This is a genomic window from Thermomonospora cellulosilytica (assembly GCF_014138835.1).
Taxonomy (GTDB): domain Bacteria; phylum Actinomycetota; class Actinomycetes; order Streptosporangiales; family Streptosporangiaceae; genus Thermomonospora; species Thermomonospora amylolytica.
Map to the genome: position 1 here is coordinate 6,812,863 of NZ_JACJII010000001.1, position 21,401 is coordinate 6,834,263.

19 protein-coding genes are annotated in these 21,401 nt (G+C 74.4%); 6 read left to right on the plus strand and 13 right to left on the minus strand.

From position 1 onward, the window contains the following. Positions 1 to 57: 57 nt before the first annotated feature. The 9 genes from HNR21_RS32015 to HNR21_RS32055 form a co-directional block, all read right to left on the minus strand. Entirely contained in the window at positions 58 to 3,390 is a 3,333-nt protein-coding gene (locus HNR21_RS32015) for an ATP-dependent helicase (RefSeq protein ID WP_182708073.1), read from the minus strand. Then, positions 3,387 to 6,554 (minus strand): ATP-dependent helicase, encoded by a 3,168-nt coding sequence (locus HNR21_RS32020; RefSeq protein WP_182708074.1) that lies wholly within the window; start codon positions 6,552 to 6,554, stop codon positions 3,387 to 3,389. Before HNR21_RS32020 ends, HNR21_RS32015 begins: the two co-directional genes overlap by 4 nt. 126 nt (positions 6,555 to 6,680) lie before the next feature. Next, positions 6,681 to 6,989 carry an MGMT family protein gene (locus HNR21_RS32025; protein WP_182708075.1) on the minus strand — a complete coding sequence of 103 codons (309 nt, stop codon included), beginning with the start codon at positions 6,987 to 6,989 and terminating at the stop codon, positions 6,681 to 6,683. Beyond that, a complete protein-coding gene (locus HNR21_RS32030; RefSeq protein WP_182708076.1) occupies positions 6,973 to 8,208 on the minus strand; it encodes a S8 family serine peptidase in 1,236 nt (411 codons plus the stop codon). The genes HNR21_RS32025 and HNR21_RS32030 overlap by 17 nt, the downstream gene beginning before the upstream one ends. Next, entirely contained in the window at positions 8,202 to 9,014 is an 813-nt protein-coding gene (locus tag HNR21_RS32035; protein ID WP_182708077.1) for a hypothetical protein, read from the minus strand. The genes HNR21_RS32030 and HNR21_RS32035 overlap by 7 nt, the downstream gene beginning before the upstream one ends. Before the next feature lie 50 nt (positions 9,015 to 9,064). Beyond that, the gene (locus HNR21_RS32040) at positions 9,065 to 10,624 is read right to left on the minus strand and encodes a S8 family serine peptidase (RefSeq protein ID WP_220500380.1); all 1,560 of its coding nucleotides are present in this window, start codon (positions 10,622 to 10,624) and stop codon (positions 9,065 to 9,067) included. Next, the gene (locus HNR21_RS32045) at positions 10,618 to 11,397 is read right to left on the minus strand and encodes a hypothetical protein (RefSeq protein WP_182708078.1); all 780 of its coding nucleotides are present in this window, start codon (positions 11,395 to 11,397) and stop codon (positions 10,618 to 10,620) included. Before HNR21_RS32045 ends, HNR21_RS32040 begins: the two co-directional genes overlap by 7 nt. A 77-nt stretch (positions 11,398 to 11,474) precedes the next feature. After that, positions 11,475 to 11,666 (minus strand): CsbD family protein, encoded by a 192-nt coding sequence (locus HNR21_RS32050; RefSeq protein ID WP_182708079.1) that lies wholly within the window; start codon positions 11,664 to 11,666, stop codon positions 11,475 to 11,477. Positions 11,667 to 11,710: 44 nt separating this feature from the next. Beyond that, positions 11,711 to 11,893 (minus strand): hypothetical protein, encoded by a 183-nt coding sequence (locus HNR21_RS32055; protein ID WP_119728994.1) that lies wholly within the window; start codon positions 11,891 to 11,893, stop codon positions 11,711 to 11,713. A gap of 175 nt (positions 11,894 to 12,068) precedes the next feature. Here HNR21_RS32055 and moeZ point away from each other — a divergent pair, with 175 nt between their 5' ends. Continuing rightward, the gene (moeZ, locus tag HNR21_RS32060; protein ID WP_119728993.1) at positions 12,069 to 13,250 is read left to right on the plus strand and encodes an adenylyltransferase/sulfurtransferase MoeZ; all 1,182 of its coding nucleotides are present in this window, start codon (positions 12,069 to 12,071) and stop codon (positions 13,248 to 13,250) included. A gap of 69 nt (positions 13,251 to 13,319) precedes the next feature. Here the strand turns inward: moeZ and HNR21_RS32065 are convergent, their stop codons facing one another. Continuing rightward, a complete protein-coding gene (locus tag HNR21_RS32065; RefSeq protein WP_182708080.1) occupies positions 13,320 to 13,973 on the minus strand; it encodes a response regulator transcription factor in 654 nt (217 codons plus the stop codon). Then, the gene (locus HNR21_RS32070; protein ID WP_220500381.1) at positions 13,970 to 15,247 is read right to left on the minus strand and encodes a sensor histidine kinase; all 1,278 of its coding nucleotides are present in this window, start codon (positions 15,245 to 15,247) and stop codon (positions 13,970 to 13,972) included. Before HNR21_RS32070 ends, HNR21_RS32065 begins: the two co-directional genes overlap by 4 nt. A gap of 152 nt (positions 15,248 to 15,399) precedes the next feature. On the opposite strand from HNR21_RS32070, the gene HNR21_RS32075 reads away from it, so the two are divergent. Further along, complete coding sequence (locus HNR21_RS32075; RefSeq protein ID WP_182708081.1) at positions 15,400 to 15,774, plus strand: hypothetical protein; 375 nt, start codon at positions 15,400 to 15,402, stop codon at positions 15,772 to 15,774. Between the two features lie 39 nt (positions 15,775 to 15,813). Here HNR21_RS32075 and HNR21_RS32080 read toward each other — a convergent pair whose 3' ends face one another. Further along, positions 15,814 to 16,530, minus strand: coding sequence for a TetR/AcrR family transcriptional regulator (locus HNR21_RS32080; RefSeq protein WP_182708082.1), 717 nt, complete (start codon positions 16,528 to 16,530; stop codon positions 15,814 to 15,816). A gap of 127 nt (positions 16,531 to 16,657) precedes the next feature. Here HNR21_RS32080 and HNR21_RS32085 point away from each other — a divergent pair, with 127 nt between their 5' ends. From HNR21_RS32085 to HNR21_RS32100, 4 genes are all read left to right on the plus strand, one after another. Then, complete coding sequence (locus HNR21_RS32085) at positions 16,658 to 18,817, plus strand: MMPL family transporter (protein WP_182708083.1); 2,160 nt, start codon at positions 16,658 to 16,660, stop codon at positions 18,815 to 18,817. 101 nt (positions 18,818 to 18,918) lie between these two features. Beyond that, the gene (locus HNR21_RS36490; protein WP_119731877.1) at positions 18,919 to 19,173 is read left to right on the plus strand and encodes a DUF397 domain-containing protein; all 255 of its coding nucleotides are present in this window, start codon (positions 18,919 to 18,921) and stop codon (positions 19,171 to 19,173) included. A 366-nt stretch (positions 19,174 to 19,539) separates the two neighbouring features. Then, positions 19,540 to 19,713: a toxin-antitoxin system HicB family antitoxin gene (locus tag HNR21_RS32095; RefSeq protein WP_182708084.1), complete on the plus strand. Its 174-nt coding sequence runs from the start codon at positions 19,540 to 19,542 to the stop codon at positions 19,711 to 19,713. Further along, positions 19,710 to 20,894 carry an RNA-guided endonuclease InsQ/TnpB family protein gene (locus HNR21_RS32100; RefSeq protein WP_182708085.1) on the plus strand — a complete coding sequence of 395 codons (1,185 nt, stop codon included), beginning with the start codon at positions 19,710 to 19,712 and terminating at the stop codon, positions 20,892 to 20,894. Before HNR21_RS32095 ends, HNR21_RS32100 begins: the two co-directional genes overlap by 4 nt. Before the next feature lie 60 nt (positions 20,895 to 20,954). Here the strand turns inward: HNR21_RS32100 and HNR21_RS32105 are convergent, their stop codons facing one another. Then, the gene (locus tag HNR21_RS32105) at positions 20,955 to 21,374 is read right to left on the minus strand and encodes a CBS domain-containing protein (RefSeq protein WP_119728987.1); all 420 of its coding nucleotides are present in this window, start codon (positions 21,372 to 21,374) and stop codon (positions 20,955 to 20,957) included. Positions 21,375 to 21,401: the final 27 nt, after the last annotated feature.

Genomic DNA, 21,401 nt, shown 5'->3' on the forward strand with positions numbered 1-21,401 from the left:
GCGTTCAAGCCCCGCTCCGATCCGGTGACAAGGGATTCGCGCACACGGTCGCCGGTCTCAGTCGACGGCGCGGACGGACCGGATCAGGGCGGCCAGTCCCTCGGCGTCCAGGAGGTCGGCGGGACGGATGGTGTGGTTGGCCTGGACGTAGTGGAAGGCGGCGCTGACCTTGTCGAGGGGGACGCCCGCCAGCTCGGACCAGGCCATGCGGTAGGCGGCGAGCTGGACGGCGGCGTGGCGGGCCTCCTCGTCGGTGGGCGGGCGGCCGGTCTTCCAGTCGACGATCTCGTAGGCGCCGTCCGGGCCGGCGAACACGGCGTCCATGCGGCCGCGGACGACGCGGTCGCCGATGACGGTCTCGAAGGAGACCTCGACCTCGACGGGTTCGCGGGCGGCCCACTCGGACTCCTCGAAACGCGCCTGGAGGGTGGCGAGCAGGGAGTCGTCGGCGGCGTCCTCGTCGGCCGCGCCGGGCAGGTCGTCGGGGCCCAGCAGGGGCTGCTGGCCCCAGCGCGCCTCCAGCCAGCGGTGGAACGCGGTGCCGCGCCGGGCGTACGGGGCGGGCGGGCGCGGCATGGGGCGGCGGATCGAGCGGGCCAGGGCCTCGGGGTCGCGGGACAGCGCGACCAGGGTGGAGACGGTGAGCTTGGGCGGCAGCTCGACCAGCATGCCGTCGCCGCCGCGGCCCCGGTCCCGTTCGGCGAGCAGGAGCTCCACGTCGCGGGCCCAGGCGGTCATGCGGCGGCGGTCGGCCTCGGTCAGGCCCTCGTCGCCGGCCCAGCGCCCGGTCCGGCCGACCATGGCGTCGCGGACCATGCGGGCGCCCTCGACGATGGCCTCGTGCCGCCGTCCCTCGGGGGTGGCGGGCCACTCGGCCTCGGGCGGGTCGGCGAGCAGCGGGTTGGCCGCGCCCTCCTCCGGCGGGTCGGCCCACGCCACGACCGAACCCGCGCCCTCCAGGCAGACCTCGCGGATCTCCTCCAGGAACGGGGACGGGCCGAGGGGCCGGCTGGAGGCGCCCCACCAGTAGCCGGTGGCGATGAGCAGGTGGGAGGCGCGGGTCACCGCGACGTAGGCCAGGCGGCGTTCCTCGCGCAGGTCCCGTTCGGCGCACGCCTCGTCGAACGCGGCCAGGTCCTCCTTGGTCAGGCCGCCGAGCACCGGCAGGTCGGCGCGGTCGCCGCGGAGCGGGAACGGCAGCAGCCGGGGGTTGTCGGTCCAGCGGGTGGGGCTCTGCGGCGGGGACGGGAAGACCGAGCCCTTGGCGGGGCGGCGGCCGTCCTTGAGCGGCGCGTACGACAGGCCGGGGACGATCACCACCGGCCACTCCAGGCCCTTGGCGGCGTGCATGGTGAGCAGCTTGACGCTGTCGCTCTCCCCCACCCGGCCGGCCTCCAGCCCGAACTCCTCGGTCTCGGCGGCCTTCAGGTACGCCAGGAACGCGCCGAGGGTGGGGTCCTCGGCGTCGCCGGCGAACGAGGCGGCGGCGTCGATGAAGGCGTCCAGGTCGGCGCGGGCGGTCACCGGGTCCAGACCGGACCGGGCGGCGATCTCGATGTCCAGGCCGAGGGTCCGTTCCACCTCGGCGACCAGCTCGGGCAGCGGCAGCCCGGCCTGGGTGCGCAGCGACCGCAGCTCGGCGGCCAGCCGCCGCAGCCGCTGGTACCCCTCCGGGGAGTAGGCGGACGGGTCGCCCAGGTCGTCGAGGGCGTCGACGAGGCTGCCGGTCTCCTCGTTCAGCTCGGCGACCACCTGCCGCAGCGGGTCGCCGTCGTCGGCGGGCGGCTCGGCGGGCTCGGGCTGCTCGGCGCCCTCGGGCGGGGTGATGTCGCGCCGCGCCTCGCGGGCCAGCTCGCGGGCGCGGCGGCCGAGGGCGACCAGGTCGTGCGGGCCGATCCGCCAGCGGGGGCCGGTCAGCAGCCGCGCCAGCGACGCCCCGGCGGTGGGGTCGTGCATGACCCGCAGGGTGGCGACCACGTCCTGCACCTCGGGAACGGTGAGCAGCCCGCCCAGCCCGACGACCTCGACGGGGATGCCGCGGTCCTCCAGGGCGCGGCGCAGCAGCGGGAACTGCGACCGCTTGCGGGCCAGCACCGCGATGTCGGAGTACCTCAGCGGTCCCTCGCCGTCCCACGGCCCGCCGTCGGGGGCGGTCTCGGCGGCCATCAGCCGCAGCACCCGGGCGGCGATCCGTTCGGCCTCCTCCTCGACCGTGGTGAACAGCGCGCACTCGACCCGGCCCCGGCCGCGGCGGCTCTCCCCCGAGTACAGCCGGGGGACGACCTTGGCCTCGGCGCGCAGCTCGGCCTGGACGCGGGCGGCGGCGTCCAGGATCCGCTCGCCGTTGCGCCAGCTCACCGACAACTGGGCGATCGGCGCGGGCGTGGCGGGGCGGTCCCCGACCGGCGGGTGCAGCGGGAAGTCGTGGGCGAACCGCAGCAGGTTGCCCGCGCTCGCCCCGCGCCAGCCGTAGATGGACTGGCAGGGGTCGCCCACCGCGGTCACCGGATGCCCGCCGGAGAACAGCGACCGCAGCAGCACGAGCTGGGCGTGGCTGGTGTCCTGGTACTCGTCCAGCAGGACGACCGAGTAGCGGGAGCGTTCGATCATCCCGACCTCGGGGTGCCGGTGGGCGATCCGGGCGGCCAGCGCCATCTGGTCGCCGTGGTCGATGACCTCCCGTTCCCGCTTGGCCTGGCCGTACCGCTCGACCAGCGGCAGCAGCTCCTCACGGACGGCGTGCCGGGCCAGGATCTCGCGCTGCGGCTTGAGCGGCCTGGGCAGTTCGGCGAGCCGTTCCTCCAGCCACCGGCCGACCCTGCGGACGTCCTCGGGGGTCCGCAGGTGCTCGTTGAGGTCGCCGGCCAGGTCCAGCACGGCCCGCACCACCGTGTCGGGCTGCCAGTCGATGTGCTCCATCGGGCCGTCGTAGTCGTCCACCACCCGGGAGGCGAGCTGCCAGGCGACGGCGGGGCCGATCAGCCTCATCGTGGGTTCGAGGGCCTCGCGCAGCGCGTGGTCGCCGAACAGCCGGGCGGCGTAGGAGTGGTAGGTGGACACGACCGGCTCGCCGTCGAACAGGGCCTCGCCGCCGAGCCGGGCCAGCTCGTCCTCCGGCAGCCGCTCCCGCAACTGGTCCAGGCGGCGGCGCACCCGGGAGGCCAGCTCGGCGGCGGCCTTGCGGGTGAACGTCAGGCCCAGCACCCGTTCGGGCCGCACGAACCCGTTGGCGACCAGCCACACCACACGGGCGGCCATCGTCTCGCTCTTGCCGGACCCGGCGCCCGCGACCACCGCCATCGGGGCCAGCGGCGCGCTGATCACCTTGGCCTGCTCGGCGGTCGGCTCGGGGATCTCCAGCAGCCGCGCCAGCTCCGCCGGGGAGATCACGACCCCACCTGCCCGCCCTCTTCGTGGACCGGGCAGCAGGAGCGGACCGGGCAGGTGCGGCACTTGTCGTTGGCGCGCGCGGCGAAGACCTCGCTGCCCATCCCGGTCGCGACGATCTCGATCAGCTTCTTGGGCCACTCGGGGTCGTCGTCCTCGGCGGGCGGCGGCTGCTCCTGCTCGCGCGCCTTGGCGGCCAGCGCCGCCTTGCCGACCTGCACCAGCTTGGCGCCGCCCGGCTCGATCAGCCCGTGCCGCTCGAACGCCCCCAGCATCACCGCGTACTGGTAGACGCCGAGCTGGGGGTGGCGGGCCAGCTCGTCCTTGGGCACCGGGGTGGCGGAGGTCTTGATGTCGACGATCACCGCGCGGCCGTGCTCGTCGCGTTCGGCCCGGTCGATGCGGCCCTTGATGACCACCCGGCCCAGGTCGACCTGGAACGCCTCCTCCAGCGCCACGATCTCGTTGGGGTTGTCGCGGTGCCAGGCCAGGAACTTGTCGACCATCCGGGCGGCCTGCTCGCGCTGCTTGCCGGAGTACCAGGCGCTGCGGAAGTCCAGCTCGTTCCAGATGTCGTCCAGACGCCGCGCCACGTCCCCGTCGTCCAGGTCGCCCTCGGCCCCGGCCATCTCGGCGACCGCGTGGATCACCTTGCCCATCGCGGCGAACTCGTTCGGGCCGCCCTCCTGCGCGCCGACCGCCGAGGTCAGCAGCCAGCGCAGCCCGCAGGTGGTGAACGTCTCGACCTGCGACGGGGAGATGGTGATCGGCTCGTCCTCGGTGAACGCCGGGCCGGGGTCCGACATCGCGGTGATGGCGTACCAGGAGTCGGGGCGGGCGCCGCGGACCCCGGCGCGGGCCAGCCGGGCCAGGTGGCCGGCGGCGGCGCGGCGCAGCGGCTCGGGCCGGGACGGGTCGGTCACCACCGCGCGCAGGTCGGCGACCAGCGCCGGCATGGACAGCCAGCGGGTCTTCTCGTCGAGCTGGGACTGCTCGAACGCGCCGGGCGACAGCTCGTTCAGGAACCGGGAGGGGCGTTCCTCGGTGTCGTCGCCGCCGACCGCGGTGACGACGAGGCGGCGGCGGGCGCGGGTGACGGCGACGTAGAACAGCCGGCGTTCCTCGTCCAGCAGCTTGGCCGCCACCGACGCGCCCGCGGCCGAACCGTCGAGGTCGTTGCCCGCGTGGTGCTCGATCAGCTCCTCGACGCCCAGCAGCGAGCCGCGCAGCCGCAGGTCGGGCCACAGGCCCTCCTGCACCCCGGCGACCACGACGACGTCCCACTCCAGGCCCTTGGCGCGGTGCGCGGTCAGGATCCGCACCGCCTCGCCCGAGGGGGCCTGCTCGGCGAGGGTGTCCCCGGCGATCTCCTGCCCGGCGATGTCGTCCACGAACAGCTCGGGCCCGGCGTGCGGCATCCGGTCCACGAACCGGGCGGCGTGGTCGAACAGCGCCACCACGGCGTCCAGGTCCCGGTCGGCGGCGGCGCCCCGGGGACCGCCCTTGGCGGACTGCTCCAGCAGGGCGTCGGCCAGCCCGCTCTCCTGCCAGACCGCCCACAGCACCTCCTCGGCGGTGCCGCCCGCCTCGGCCGATTCGCGGGCGGTGCGGATCAGGTGCGCGACGCGCTCGGCGGGGGCGCGGACCTTGGCGTGGACGAGCAGCAGCTCGCGCGGGTCCAGCAGGGCCGCCGTCAGCAGCTCGCCGAGCGGGCGGTCGCCGCCGGACATGACCTCCACGTCGCGCAGCGCCCGTTTGAGCCGCCGCATCGCCAGCGCGTCCGCGCCGCCGAGCGGCCCGGTCAGCAGCTCCTCGGCGACCTCGCCGGTCAGGAAGTCCTTCTTGAGGGCGGCGCGCAGCAGCACCAGCAGGGGGCGCACGGCCGGTTCGCCGGCCAGCGGCAGCTCGTCGCCGGCGACCACCACCGGCACCCCGGACTGGGCCAGGGCGCGGCGCAGCACCGGCACCTGCCGTACGGCGCTGCGCACCAGCACCGCCATCCGCGACCACGGCACCCCGTCCAGCAGGTGGGCGCGCCGCAGCTCGTCGGCGACCAGCGCGGACTCCTGGCTGGCGCTGTCGGCGATGACGACGTGCACCTCACCGTCCTCGGCGCCCTCCTGGGGGTGCAGCGCCCGGTGCTCGGCGGCCAGCGGTCCGGCGGGCAGGCGGCGGGCGATCCGGCGGGACGCCTCCAGGATCACCGGGCCCATCCGGCGGCACTCCCGCAGCGCCACCACCGGGGCGGGCTCCCCGTCGAGGGTGCGGAACCGCTGCGGGAACTCCAGGATCCCCCGCACGTCCGCGCCCCGGAACCCGTAGATCGACTGGTCCGGGTCCCCCACCGCGATCAGGTCGCGGCCGTCGCCCGCCAGCCTTTGCAGCAGGGCCTCCTGGGCGGGGTCGGTGTCCTGGTACTCGTCGACGAACACCACGTCGTAGGCGTCGCGTTCGCGGATCCTCACCTCGTCCTCGGCCAGCATGTGCGCGGCGACACCGATCAGGTCGGCGTAGTCGTGGGTCGGCACCGGGTCGACCGCGAACCGCTGGTCGTAGCGCTCCATGAACCGGCCGATCGCCACCCAGTCGTCCCGGCCCCGGGTGCGGCCCAGCTCCTCCAGTTCCCGCGGGCCGTAGCCGCGTTCGGCCGCCCGCAGCATGAAGTCCCGCAGCTCCTCGGCGAACCCCCGGGTGGTCAGCGCGGGCCGCAGCCTTTCGGGCCAGTCGGCCGCGCCGTCGGCGAACTCGCCCTCCAGCAGGCGGCGCACCTCCAGCAACTGCTCCGGGCTCGACAGCAGCCGCGGCGGCTCCTCCCCGTTCTCCACCGCGTCGCGGTGCAGCAGCGCGTAGGCGTACCCGTGGAACGTCAGCGCCAGCGGGGAGCGGGTGGTGCGGCGCAGGCGGCCGGTGATGCGGTCCCGCAGCTCCTCGGCGGCCTTGCGGCTGAACGTGAGGACCAGCACCCGCTGCGGGTCCACGCCGCGCCGCTCGATCCGGTCGACCACCGCCTCGACGATCGTGGTCGTCTTGCCGGTGCCCGGACCGGCCAGCACCAGCAGCGGCCCGTGCGCATGCTCCACCACCCGTCGCTGCCGCTCGTCCAGGACGGGCGGGGCCGTCCGGACGGGACCGGCGCGACGGACGAGGCGGTAGGACGCTGGTGGCACGACAAACGATTCCAGCAGATCATCGAGGCTCGTCTGACAACAACGACCAAATGTCGCAAATGCGACATCAGGTGCTGCTGTGACGACTGGGTCGGGAGCACCGGATCCTACCGGCCGCCTCGGACGTCAGTCGGCCCCGTGCCAGCGGGCCCGGCCCATGTCCACCCGCGTCCCGTCCGCCCGCAGCGGCGTCCCCTCGGCCCGGTAGTGCTCCAGCGCCCGCACCTCGTGCCCCGGCGGGGGGCTGCCGTCCGCGCGGATCACCCGCCACCACGGCACCCCGCCGCCCCACAGCGCCATGACCCGCCCGACCTGCCGGGGACCGCCGCGCCCCAGCAGCTCGGCCACGTCCCCGTACGACATCACCCGGCCGGGCGGGATCCGTTCCACCACGTCCAGCACCAGCTCGGCGAACTCGTCAGGCTCCAGCGGCATCCGCCGATTCTCCCGCGCCTTCTCCCTCGACGGGCTCCGCCGGGCGCGGCCTTCGCCACAACCAGAACGCCCCCGCCAGCGCCGCCACCCCCGCCAGCATCAGCGCCGGGAACCCCGCCATGGCCGCGACCGGATGCCGCGCCGCGCCGATGGGGTCGGGCCTACCACCGCCGAAGTGCTCGTCCTCTGGGACGGCTCCGTCCTTGGCCACGAGGACGGGCTTGCCCTGGGCGGCGAGCTTGGCGGCCTCCTTCAGTGCCCCGTCCGGGTTGACGATGCCGTAACCGATCTCGGTGTCGTAGGTCCCCTCGCCCTTGGGATGGCGGGCGGACGCGGCGAGGGCACGCGCCACTTGGTCGGGCGTCAGATCCGGATACTTCGCCTTCACGAATGCCACGGCCGCAGCGACCCAGGAAACCGCGACGGGATCTCCCCCAAGGTCGTACACCAGATCGGAGGGCCCCGGCACTCCGATCTCGGTGGCCGGAGCCGATACCAGGACCGCACCGCTTCGCTTGGAGTAGGCGGGATGCCGCTCGCCCTGCTCGTTCAGCCCGTTGACGGCGATCACTCCAGGCGACGAGGCGGGATATGGAAAGTACCGGGGCGGGACATCCCCGACATGCACGTTGGAAGCGACCACCACGGCGTTCTTGGCTCTCGCGTGGGTCACGGCGTCGCTCAACACACCCAGGTCACGCGAGTACCCTTCGACGTACGGGCTGTCGGGGGTCATCAGGGCCACGGGCATCACGATGACCTGTGCTCCCTGGTCGGCCGCGTAACGAATGCCGTCGGCGAAGACCTTCGCCAGGTCGCTGTCCTCCCACCATTTCTCGGCGTCCGGTTCCTCTCCATCGGGCAGGATCCGTACGGGCAGAACCCGTGCACCGGAGGCCAGCCTGATGAAGGGCGACTCATGGTCGCCAGCGACCAGGGAGGCCAGCACCGTTCCGAGGGTCCGTGTCGGGTGGTCCGTGCCGACGAAGTCCTTTTCCTTCTCGACCCGGCCGCGCAGCCACGGAAGGTTCCGGTCGACCCCGGTGCTGAGCACCGCGACGGTGACGCCGTCCCCCTTGGTGACTTGGCGGGCGAGCCCCAGGTCCCTGCCCAACTGCCGCGCCCAGGATTCGTCGGCGCGGGCCGGGGCGGGATCCGCGACCGTCAGTGCCGCCGTCAGTGCGACCGCCAGAAAAGACGCACAGATCCTCGTCAGCATGAGACGCCCTCCTGCCCGCAGGGATCGTCGACCTCCGCGAACCGCGTCCGAAGCCGCTCGAGCACCGCATGGGCGAACATGAACTCTGGCGGAACCTGCGCGGCCGCGACCCTGCCCCGGCCGTCGCCCCATCCAGCGGTCATGAAGATCACGTAGCGGAACGACAGATCGGCGCGCATCCCGAACTCCTGGCGGCCGGAATCGAGGAAACGATCAGCGGGTGTGCCGATGAATCCCTGTGCCCGCAATCCCGTCCCCTGGCCGCTCGCGGGGCCGCCCTGCCCGTTGAGGGCACTGATGAAGGCCAGGGTCTGTGCGCTGCCGGGCATCACGGCGACGCCCACCGTGGCGACCTGGGTGAGGCTGTCATCGACGTAGGTGGCGACCAGGACCGTCCGGCAACCGTGCTGCACGAGCAGCTTCGCCGGGGCTGGATCGAGGGCCTTGGCGCAGTCCTCGGCAGGCGCGATACCGACGCGCCGCGCTGTCTTCGGCTTCTCGCCCGGAACGACCTTGCCCTCGGCGCCGTTGCCGTACCGCACGGTGGCCGGGAAGATCTCACCGGCGGTCAGAAACCGCCAGCGCAGGGCCAGCTCCCTGTCCCCGGCCGCCTTGATCTCGCTCTGGGTCGGGGTGCGCGTCAGTTCCAGGCCGAGTCCGGTGGCCCCGCCGACGAGGGCGGCGACGCCGAGGACGGCCAGCGCTGCGGCCGGCAGGCGGCCACGACGGCGCTCGGGGCGCTCAGGGCGATCGGAGGGTTCGGGGTCTTCGGGGAGAGGCGTGGGCGGCGCCTCGGGGGTCGACATGCCGGGCAATGTAATGGATCTTGACCGGCCGGTTGATCACATTTTCGGCGCTATGCCGGCGGCTCGAATTGCGGTCGGGCCGAACGCGGCGGCGGGTCCGGCCGATTCAGCAGGGACGGCTCGGGCGGGGGCGGCATCAGACCGGACGGCCCCGACGGCTGCGTGGGATGCTCGAAGGTCGGCGCGGGCATCCGGACTCCGGGCGGGGCCGCCGGGACCACCGGGGCGGCGGGGCGTTCCGGAGCCGGCGTCTCGGTGGCGGCCGGGGCCTCGGGGCGTTCGAACACCGGCGGGCCCGCGGGGCGCTCCGGGGGCGGGGCGGCGTCGTCGAAGACCAGCGGGGGCGGGACCGGGCGCGGCGGGGGCCCGGCGACGGCGACCGGCCCCGCCCACCACGGCAGCGGGCGGGTGCGCCGCCACAGCGTCACGGCCAGCGCGCCGCCTCCGGCGACGCCGCCCAGGCACAGCACGATGGCGGCGATCGCGACCGGCTCCAGCCAGACGGGCCGGTCGATCACCTTCACCGGGCCGGGCGCGTCGGCGCCGAACCGCTCGTCGGCGGGCAGGCCGCCGGGGTCGCGGGCGGCCGCCAGCCGGGCCGCCGCGCGCAGCGCCGCCCCGGCGTGCACCTGGCCGAACCCCACCGACGCGTCGTACTCCCCGGCCGGGCGGTGCCGGGTGCTGTCCAGCAGCGCCTGCCGGACCAGCGCCGGCCGCAGGTCGGGATGGCGGGAGCGGATCAGCGCGGCGATCCCGGAGACCAGCGCGCTGGCGTCGCTGGTGCCCTCGGTCAGGAAGTAGTCGTCGCCGGGCCCGGCGACCGGGATCCCCACCCCGGGCGCCGACACCACCACCGAGTGGTTGCGGTTGGAGAACGGGGCCCGGTCGTTGCCGCGGCCGGTGGCGGCGACCCCGATCACCCCGGGATAGGAGGCCGGGTAGGAGTACGGGGCGAAGCCGTTCTCGTCGAGCCGGTCGCGCTCGTCGCCGTCGTTGCCCACCGCCGAGATCACCACCGCGCCCTTGGCGATGGCGTGCGCGACGGCCTCGCGCTCCTCCGGGTCGGGCCGGTCGTTGCCGATCGACAGGTTGATCACGTCGGCGCCGTTGTCGGCGGCGTACCGGATGCCGCGGGCCACCGAGTCGGACTCGCGGCCGGACCGGTAGAGCGCGTAGGAGGGGTCGCCGGGTTCGGCGATCACCCGCAGCGACAGGATCCGGGCCTGCGGGGCGACGCCGATGACGCCGTCCCGGCCGCCGGGGCCGTGCCCGTGCCCGGCGATCAGCGAGGCCATCCCGGTGCCGTGCCGGCCCACCGGGGGGCGGCGGCCGTCGATGTCGGCGAGCATGTTGGGGCCGGCCGTCACCGAGCCGCGCAGGTCGGCCTGGCCGGGGTCCACTCCGGAGTCGACGACCGCGACGGTCACCCCGGCCCCGCGGGTGATCTTCCAGGCCTCCGGGACGCCGAGGGCGCGCAGGATCGGCTGCTGCCGGTCGCGGATCTCGTCGGCGTGCGCGGGAACGGCGACCGGCGCGACCGCCAGGCCGACCGCGGCCAGCACCGCCCCCGCCCGGGCCACGAGCCCGGTGCGTCCCGGCCGCCTCAGCATTGCCAGTCGCGGTCGCCGCAGTCGGGCAGGGCCCGGGTGGACAGGGTCTGGGCGACGGTGTGGCCGAGCTGGGGCACCGGCCCGAACAGGTCGCCGGGCGGCTGCCTGCCGGCCACCGCCCTGGCCGGGCGCCCGTCGGACTGCCCGGCGGTGGTCAGCACCAGGTACGGGCCGCCGCGCTCGGCGGTGCCGGTCTGCCGGGCGTCGTCGTCGAACCGGGCGGCGGCGGTGCCGGGGAACGGCGCCGCCCGCAGCGCGGTGGCCGAGCCGGGGATCTCCTGCCGGGCCCGGTGGGCGGCCCGCTGGTCGGGGAAGGCCGCCACCCCGATCGTCACCACGACGCCCTCCAGCTGGTCGGTGTAGGTGGCGCGGAGCACCGCGCGGCAGCCGTGCCGGCGCAGCACCTCGGCGACGGCCGGCTCCACCGCGGTGGCGCAGTCGGTCTCCGGGGAGATGCCCGCCCGGACGGCGTACTCGACCTCATCGGCGCCGGTCCGGTAGGCCAGCCGTGCCGGGAAGATCCGTCCCGCGGGCCAGGCCCGCCAGCGCCGGGCCACCTCCACGTCGGCCGCCCGGCGCAGTTCGGCGGCGGTCGGCTCGCGGCCCAGCTCGCGCGCGACGCCGATCGCCGACACCACGCTCAGCACCACGTAGCCGATCGCCACCGCCAGGGCCACCCAGGTCCAGTCCCGTGCGCGCAGCCCCAGGGCCCTTCGGGCGTCGGGCGGCGCCGGCGCGGGCTCGGCCGGGTAACGAAACGGCTGGAGGGCCACGTCTCACAACATAATGCCCACGGGCCCGCAATGCGCATACCGGCGGGCGACGACGCACCCCCCGGCGCGCCCGGCGTTCAATCGAAAGAGCGCTTCACGTCGCGGGCGGCGTCCTTGGCGTGCTCGCCCACCTGCTTGACGCTCCCGGAGGTCCGGTCGGCCTTGCCCTCGCCTTCCAGGCGCGGGTCGTCGGTGGCCCGGCCGGCCTCCTCCTTGCCACGGCCCTTGGCCTGCTGTGCCTTGTTCTTGAGCTTGTCGAGCAGTCCCATCGTGCGCCTCCTTGTCGTTCGCGCGTCGCCGCGCGACCCGCCCGTCAGGCCGACGACCGGACCTGGTCGCGGATGCGGGCGGCCTCGGTGTGGATGCGGATCTCGGTGTCCAGCAGGCGCGCCTCGGCCTTCTCGGTGCGCAGCCGGGCCCGCAGTTCGCGCAGGCTCGGCACGCGCCGCCGTTCGCGGGCGGTGCCCCGGGGGGCGGTACGCCGTTTCGACCGCATCTGTTCGCTCCTCACTTCTCGGGTGCCCGGTCGATGCCCGCAATCGGCCACTTCATGCCCGCAACGCCCCGGGTTCGGGAATGGCGGGGGGCATGGCAAGGTTGTGCAGTGACGGGTCGCCTCGGTCGGGCGTCCCGGTCCGTCAGCCACCAAGGCCAAGCACAGGAGCGCCACCGTGTCGTTGCCCCCTCTGGTCGAGCCCGCTGCGGAGCTCACCCGTGACGAGGTCAACCGCTACTCGCGGCATCTGATCATCCCGGACGTCGGGATGGCCGGTCAGAAGCGCCTCAAGAACGCCAAGGTGCTGTGCGTGGGCGCCGGCGGTCTGGGCTCCCCCGCCCTGATGTACCTGGCCGCCGCCGGGGTGGGGACGCTGGGCATCATCGACTTCGACGTCGTCGACGAGTCCAACCTGCAGCGCCAGGTCATCCACCGGCAGTCCTCGCTGGGCGTGCCCAAGGCCGAGTCCGCCGCCAACACGGTGCGCGAGATCAACCCGCTGATCGACGTGGTGGTGCACAACGTCGCGCTGGACCGCGACAACGTGATGGAGATCTTCTCCGGCTACGACCTGATCGTGGACGGCACCGACAACTTCGCCACCCGCTACATGGTCAACGACGCCGCGGTGCTGCTCGGCAAGCCGTACGTGTGGGGGTCGATCTACCGGTTCGACGGGCAGGCCAGCGTGTTCTGGGCCGAGCACGGCCCGTGCTACCGCTGCCTGTACCCCGAGCCCCCGCCGCCCGGCATGGTGCCGTCCTGCGCCGAGGGCGGCGTGCTCGGCGTGCTGTGCGCCTCCATCGGCTCCATCCAGGTGAACGAGGCCATCAAGCTGATCACCGGGATCGGCGAGCCGCTGGTCGGCCGGCTGATGATCTACGACGCCCTGGAGATGCAGTACCGCGCCGTCAAGGTCCGCAAGGACCCCGAGTGCGCGCTGTGCGGCAAGAACCCCACCATCACCGAGCTGCTGCCGGACTACGAGGCGTTCTGCGGCACGGTGTCGGAGGAGGCCAGCGAGGCCGCCAAGGACTCCACCATCTCGGTGCACGAGCTGAAGGCCATGCAGGACCGGGGCGAGGACATCTTCCTGGTCGACGTGCGCGAGCCGAACGAGTACGAGATCGTCTCGATCCCGGGCGCCACGCTGATCCCCAAGGGCGAGTTCCTGAACGGCAACGCCCTGGAGCGGCTGCCCCAGGACAGGAAGATCGTGCTGCACTGCAAGTCGGGCGTCCGCTCGGCGGAGGCGCTGGCCGTGGTGAAGAAGGCCGGCTTCGCCGACGCGGTGCACGTCGGCGGCGGCGTGATCGCCTGGATCAACCAGATCGACCCGAGCCTGCCCACGTACTGATCTCCCGGATCGCCCGCATCGCCCGAACGGCCCCGGACCGCCGCGGTCCGGGGCCGTCGCGCGTCCGGATCACTCGGCGGACAGCCCGCTGCGCACCGCCAGCACGGCCAGCCGGATGCGGTTGGGGCAGCCGGTCTTGCGCATCAGGTTGGCGACGTGGGTCTTGACGGTGGTCACCCCGAGGTGCAGCCGGGCGGCGATCTCGCCGTTGGACAGCCCGGCCCCCACCATCGCCAGCACCTGGCGCTCGCGGCCGGTCAGCTCCGGCAGCCCGGGCCCGGCCGGGGCCCGGCGCGCGTCGTGCGCGCCGACCGCCCGCTCCACCAGCCTGCCGAGCACGTCCTGGCTGAACGGCTGCTCCCCGGCGGCGGCCCGGCGGATCGCGGCCAGCAGGTCCTGTGGCGGGGCGTCCTTGACCAGGAAGCCGAACGCCCCGGCGGCCAGCGCCGGGTACAGGTGGTCGTCGTCGCCGAACGTGGTCAGCACCACGATCCGGCTGGCCGGGCGGGCCGCCATGATCCGCCCGGTGGCGGTGATCCCGTCCACCCCGGGCATCCGCAGGTCCATCAGGATCACGTCCGGCTGCAGCTCGGCGACCAGCCGCGGGGCGTCCCGGCCGTCGGCGGCCTCGCCGACCACCTCCACGTCGGGGGCCGACTCGCAGAGCATCCGCAGGCCCATCCGCACCAGGTGCTGGTCGTCCACCAGCAGGACGCGGATCACCGGCCCGGCCCTCCGCGCCACCCGCCCGGATCCAGGGCGTCCGGCGGGGCGGCGAGGTGCACCGGCGCCGGGCCGGGTTCGGCGGCCGGGGGCGGGCCCGAGGGCAGCTCGGCCAGCAGCCGCCAGCCGCGCCCGCCCGGCACCGGACCGGCCTGGAGCCGGCCGCCCAGCAGTTCCACCCGTTCGGTCATGCCGATCAGCCCGTGTCCCCCGGATCGCACCGCCGCCGGACGGTCCGGCGGCGGGACGTCCCGGCCGCCGTCGTCGGCGATCTCCACCCGTACCGTGGCGCCGTCCAGACGCACCGACAGGCGCGCGGCGGCGCCCGGGCCGGCGTGCCGGGCCACGTTGGCCAGGCCCTCCTGGCACAGCCGCAGGACGGTCAGCCCGCGCATCGCGTCCAGCCCGGTGATCGCCGGGTCCACCTCGGCGGTCACCGCCGGCCCGGGCCGCCGGCCGCGCTCCAGCACCGCCTCCAGCGCCTCCACCAGCCCGGCCGGCTCCACCAGCGAGGTCGCCGGGTCGGCCCGGACCTGCTCGGGGTCGCGCAGCAGCGCCACCAGCCGGCGCAGGTCCGCCAGCGCGGCGGTCCCCGATCCGTGCAGGTCGTCCAGCACCTCGGCGACCCGGGGGTCGGTGTCGCCGGTCAGCACGTGCCGGGCCACCCCGACCCGCAGCACCATCGACGACACGTGGTGGGCCACCAGGTCGTGCAGCTCGCGGGCGATGGCGGTGCGCTCGGCGGCGCGGGCGGCGAGCGTCTCGGACCGGCGGCGGCGTTCGGTCTCGGCGGCCCGTTCACGGGCCTGCCGGGCGTTCTCGCGGGTCAGCCGGATGTAGGCGCCGAGCAGCAGCGGCAGCCCGGCCAGGATGCCCAGCCGGTACAGCGACCCGGCCGCCTCGTCGTGGGAGCGCAGCACGTGCACGCCCACCAGCGTCACGGTCACCGCGGCCCCGAGCACCGCCCGCCGTCCCGACCTGCGCAGCGCCAGCTCGAACAGCGCCACCGCGATCATCGCCTTGATCGGCACCCCGACCTGCGCGCCGAGCAGGTCGCCGCCCAGCAGCAGCGCCCCCAGCGTGACCGCCGCCCCCAGCGGGATCCGCGATCCGGCCAGGCAGACCGCCAGCGCCCCGAGCGCCAGCGCCCAGTCCCGCCCGGTCTCCGGGCGGTGCACCAGCCGCAGGTCGCCCAGCGCCAGAACGGACAGCACGACGAAGCGGGCCGGGGCCGCCTGGTCGTCGACGATCCGCTCCATCCACCGGGTCAGCACAGCCCGATGGTAGGTCGGCGCCCCCTCCCGGCGGTTCCTCCGATCGGAGGAGGGCGCCTCCGCCCACTGGCCGCGGACCGGGCCGGACGGCGGAGGCCCGGCCCCGGGCTCCGCCGCCAGTGTGTGAGGCCGGAACCCACGATTGGAGGCGCATGGAAGTCCTGCGCGTGGTCCTGCTGGCCGGCCACCTCGCCGCCCTGGCGGTCCTGTTGGTCTCGGTCGTCGTCCATCTGGGCGCGGGCCGCCGGATCGGCGCCGTGCTCCCGGCGGCGGCCGGTGCGCTGCTCGGCACCGGCGTGCTGCTGGCCGCCGTGCGGACGGCGGGCGACATGGGCAACAACGAGCCGAAGCTGGCGGTCAAGCTCGCCGTCGCCGTGGCCGTGTTCGTCTGCGCCCTGCTGGCCCGCCGCCGCCCTGACGGCGCCCACGCGGCGGCGTCCCGCAACGACCGGCCCACCGGTCCCCTGCCGTACGCGGTCGCCGTCCTGACGATCGCGAACGCCGCGATCGCCGTGGCGTGGACCTGACCGGGTGACGCGATGCCCGCGACGCCCGGTCACCGGCGGCTACGGGCCGTCCGGCGGGCGGTACTCCAGGCCGAGTTCCGCGGCCAGTTCGGTGAGCATGAGCTCGAACAGGGGCTCGGGGTCGTCCAGGGCGAAGCTCAGGTGCCCCAGCACCTCGAGGCTGACGGCGCCCTGCAGCCGGGTCCAGCACCGCAGGAACGTGAGCATGGCCCCGCTCGGGAGGTCGACCCCCATCCGGTCGCGGTACCGGTCGAGCTGGGCGCGCAGGCCGGGGTCGATCCCCTCCGGGGAGCGCACCGGGAACGGGGCCCGGTTCCACAGCTCCAGGTACAGCGACAGGTACACCCAGCCGAGGCGGCGTCCGCCGTTGGCGGCGTGGTCCTCGAGGTCGACGTCCACCCCGGGCATCGGGTTGCCGAACAGCAGGGCGTACTCGCGCCGGTGGGCCAGCGCCCACTCGCGGAAGCCGCGCGAGGCGGCCAGGAACCGCCCGGACAGGTCGCCGGGCGGCACCGCCGTGATCCGGTCCCGCACGTGGTCGGCCAGGTCGCCGAACAGCTCCCCGATGACGCGTTTGAGCAGTTCCTCGTGGCTGCCGAAGTAGCGGTACAGGGCGGGCGCGGTCAGCTGCATCTCGCGGGCCACCCCGCGCAGCGTGACCGCGTCCGGGCCGTGCTCGACCAGCAGCCGGCGGGCGGTCTGCACGATCTCCTGGACGGTCGCCGCGCGGAGCCGGTCGCGCCTGGTCACCGCCATGGGCCCTCCTTGGCCGTCGGGGCCTCACATGATCCCTCATTAACGGTGTTGACTCAAGTTAACGCCGTATGCGAACGTAGGCAACTCTAGTTAACGGCGTTTATCGCAGGACGCCGGGGAGGCAGTGATGTTGGAACGATGGGGACGCCTGACCTACCGGCGGCGCCGGCCGATCCTGGCCCTGGCGCTGGCCGCCATGATCTTCGCCGGGGTCTGGGGCACCGGCGTGTTCGGCGCGATGACCTCGGCCGACGGGTTCTCCACGCCGGGCAGCCAGAGCGCCGAGGCGGTCGAGGTCGCCGAGCGGTCGCTGCCCCGCGACGACACCGACGTGGTGGTCGTCTACGAGGACCGCGCCGGCCGCACGGCCGACCATCCGGCCGTGCGGGCCGCGGTCACCGCGGCCCTGGCCGAGCTCCCGCGGGACCGGGTCGCCCGGGTGACCAGCTACTACTCGACCGGATCGCCCGCGTTCCTCAGCGCGGACCGCACCAAGACGTTCGCCGCCGTGATGCTCGCCGGGGACGACGCCGCCGAACGCGCCGACGCGTACGCGGCGGTCAAGGACGCGCTCGGGCGGGCGGACGGGCTGACCGTGCGGGTCGGCGGGGCCGTCGCGGCCAACGACGCGATCAACGGGCGGGTCTCGGCCGACATCGCCCGGGCCGAGCTGTTGTCCGCCCCGATCCTGCTGGTGCTGCTGGTGGTGATCTTCGGCGGGCTGGTGGCGGCGGCGCTGCCGCTGGCGGTGGGCGGGGTCGCCATCCTCGGCTCGTTCACCGCGCTGCACGCGATCGCGCTGGTCACCGACGTGTCGGTGTTCGCGGTGAACGTCACCACCTTCCTGGGGATGGGCCTGGCCATCGACTACGGGCTGTTCATGGTCGCCCGGTTCCGCGAGGAGCTGCGGCGCGCCGGCGGCGCCCCGGACGCGGTGCAGGAGGCGCTGGCCGCCACCATGGCCACCGCCGGGCGGACCGTGCTGGTCTCCGGGATCACGGTCGCGATCTCCATGGCCGGGCTGATCCTGTTCCCGCAGATCTTCCTCAAGTCGATGGGGTACGGCGGCGTGGCCACCGTGCTGGTCGACCTGGTGGCGGCGCTGACCGTGCTGCCGGCGCTGCTGGCGGTGCTCGGCCCGCGGGTGAACGCGCTGCCGGTCCGCCGCCGGGCCGCCGGGACCGCCGGGGACGGGCCGGGCCGCTGGCAGCGGCTCGCCCACGGCGTGATGCGCCGCCCCGCGCTGTACGCCGTGGCCGCCACCGCGGTGCTGCTGGCCGTCGCCGCCCCGTTCCTGCGGATCGACTGGGGCGCGGTCGACACCCGGGTGCTGCCGGAGGGCACCGAGGCCAGGGTGGTCGACGAGACCCTGGAACGCGAGTTCCCCCGCGACACCGACGTTCCCGTCCAGGTCGTGCTCGAAGGCCGGACCGACCCGGCCGCGTTCGCCGAACGGCTGGCCCGGGTCCCCGGCGTGACCGGCGCGTCCGTCACCGGCAACGGCGCCGAGGCCGCCCGGATCTCGCTGACCTACGCCGGCGACGCCCAGTCCGACGCCACCCGCGAGCTGGTGGAACGGGTCCGCGACGTGCCCGCCCCGCCGGGCGTGCGGGTCCACGTCGGCGGCCCCACCGCGGCGGTGATCGACCAGCTCGACAGCATGGGCGCCGTGCTGCCGTGGGCGGCGCTGGTGGTGGGGCTGGCGATCACGGTGCTGCTGTTCCTGGCGTTCGGCTCGCTGGTGCTGCCGGTCAAGGCGATCGCGGCGAACCTGCTGTCGCTGGGGGCCGCGTTCGGCGCGGTGGTGTGGATCTTCCAGGACGGCAACCTGTCGGGCCCGCTGGGCTTCACCGCCACCGGCGACATCGCCCCGGCCATGCCGATCCTGATGCTGCTCCTGCTGTTCGGGGTCTCGATGGACTACGAGGTGTTCCTGCTGTCGCGGATCCGCGAGCAGTACGACCGGACCGGCGAGGTCGCCGGCGCCATCGCGGCCGGGCTGCAGCGCACCGGCGGCATCATCACCAGCGCCGCGCTGCTGCTGGTCGTGGTGATCGGCGCGCTGGCCACCTCGGGGGTGTCGTTCATCAAGCTGATCGGGGTCGGCATGGCCGTCGCGATCGTGCTGGACGCCACCGTGGTGCGGCTGGTGCTGGTGCCGGCGACGATGCGGCTGCTGGGCCGGGCCTGCTGGTGGGCGCCGGGCCCGCTGGCCCGGGTGCACCGCCGGTACGGGATCGGCGAGGAGAACGACGCCAGGCCGCGCGAACTCGCCGGTACGGGATGAAACCTCGCAGGCCGGGGCATCTTGTCGGTAACACCGCTTCCGGCCGGTCGCGGCCCTAGCATGGCGTGTCACACCGTTCGCGACGAAGGGAAGGCGTGCGCGTGAGTGAGCAGGAAGCCTCCGACAGGGTCATCATCGAGTTCATCGACGCCGCCGACGTTCCGGACGAGCACCGCAAGGACAACAAGGTCTTCGCTCCCGGCACCCAGGCGATCACGATGCGGAACGCCGCCGACCCGGACGGTCCCACGCTCTACTTCACCGAGGCCGAGTGGGAGGCGTTCGTCGCCGGGGTGAAGGACGGCGAGTTCGACGACCTGCTGGAGGACCTCCCGCCGGAGGACGACCGGAACTGACGCGCGCGACAGGGGCGGGGCCGGCGCCCTCGCCCCGGTCGCGCCTCAGGACCGGAGCGCGGCCAGGCGCCCGGCCGCTCGTCGCGGTCGTCCAGGATCGACTCCGGGCCCAGTTCCCCGTGGAGGCGTTCGGCGACCCGGCGGACCTGCTCGTCACGGGGTCGAGCAGGACCACCGCGAACCGGAACGGGGCGACCGCGGCGGGCCAGACGATCCCCGCGTCGTCGTGGTGCGCCTCCACGATCGCGGCCATCGCCCGTTCGACGCCGATCCCGTACGAGCCCATTGGATTCGCGCGGAGGGGACCGCCTGCCTTGGCCGGCGGGGGAATCCGCGCTCCCCCTTTTGTCACCACATCTTGGTAGCATGTTGGTTGTGGTCAGAGGAGCGCCGCGCGAGTCGCTGAACCTGCGCGTCCCGCCGGAGTTGAAGCGGCGGATCATCGAGTACGCCGAGCAGGTCGGCATCTCGATCAACGCTGCCGCCGTGGTGCTTCTCACCGAGGGCCTGCGGGCCGAGGAACGGCGGCGCGCGCAGTGAGGCGCGCCTACAAGTTTCTGCTGCGCCCCACCAGTAGGCAGACGGTCGCGCTGGTGGCGTGTCTGGAGGAGCACCGGCAGCTTTACAACGCCGCGCTGGAGCACCGCCGGACCGCCTACCGGATGGCCGGGGCGAAGATCCGCTACGGCGACCAGTCCGCCGAGCTCAAGCACATCCGCGGCGACGACCCCGGCGGGCAGGGCCGCTGGTCGTTCTCCTCCCAGCAGGCCACGCTGCGCCGGCTGGACAAGGCGTTCGCGGCGTTCTTCCGCCGCCGCAAGGCCGGGCAGACACCCGGATACCCCAGGTTCAAGGGGCGTGGCTGGTTCGACACGGTCGAGTGGCCCAAGGACGGTGACGGCTGCCGGTGGGACTCCCAGCCCGGACACCCCACCGCGACGTTCGTGCGGCTGCAGGGCATCGGGCACGTCCGTGTGCACCGGCACCGCCCCGTACGTGGCCGGGTGAAGACGATCGCGGTGAAGCGGGAAGGCCGACGCTGGTACGTGATCCTGTCGTGCGAGGACGTGCCCGCCGAGTCCCTGCCCGCCACGGGCGCGGTGGCCGGGATCGACCTGGGCGTGGCCTCGCTGGTCACCACCAGCGACGGCGACCATTTGGCCAATCCGCGCCATCTGGCCGCGTCCGCCGACCGGCTGGCGGCCGCCCAGCGCGACCTTGCCCGCAAGAAGCGCGGCAGCAGGCGTCGCCGCAGGGCCGCCGCCCGCGTGGCGGCCCTGCACGCCAAGATCCGCCGCCAGCGCCTGGACGGCGCGCACAAGGCCGCCCTGCGCTTGGTCCGTGACTATGACGTGATCGCGCATGAGGCCCTGAGGATCACCAACATGACCCGCTCGGCCAAGGGCACGGCCGAGCAGCCGGGCCGGGGCGTCGCCGCCAAGGCCGGGTTGAACCGGAGCATTCTGGACGCGGGCTGGGGGGTGTTCCTGCGAATCCTCGCGCACAAGGCTGAAAGCGCCGGTCGTGAGCTGATCGCGGTGAACCCCGCCGGCACCTCCCGCACCTGCCCGCGCTGCGGGCACTGCGCCGCCGGGAACCGCGTCACCCAGGCCGAGTTCCGATGTCAGGGGTGTGGCCACCAGGCGCACGCCGACGTGAACGCGGCGATCAACTTCCTGCGGGCAGGGCTTGCCCTTCGCGACGCCGCGCAAGCGGCCTAGCGAGAAGCCGCTCCCCTCGGGGAGTGGAGGAGTCACTCGATGATCGAATGGGTCCGCAGTCTAGGTGTTCGGGGGCTGGGCGCTGATGTCGGCGAGCACCGAGTGCTCGTCGCGCTGCACGGCCAGGTCCCCGATGGACACGATGCCGACCGGGCGGTCGCCGTCGACGACCGGGATCCGCCGGATCGCGTGCTCGCTCATCAGCCGCACCGCCGTGTCGGCGTCGTCGGCCGTGCTCACGGTGACCAGTTCGGCGCTGCACACGTCGCCGACCGTGGTGGTGTTGACGTCCCGGCCGTCGGCGACCGCGCGCACCACGATGTCCCGGTCGGTGACCAGCCCGCGCAGCCGGCCCTCCTCGACGACCAGCACGTCGCCGATGCCGTGCGCGCGCATCTGCCCGGCGGCCTCGGCCAGCGAGCACCGAGGCGGCACCGCGACCGGGACCGGGGTCATGACCTCGCCGACCTTCTGTGCCATCGGAACCTCCCTCGCGGGGTCGCGGAG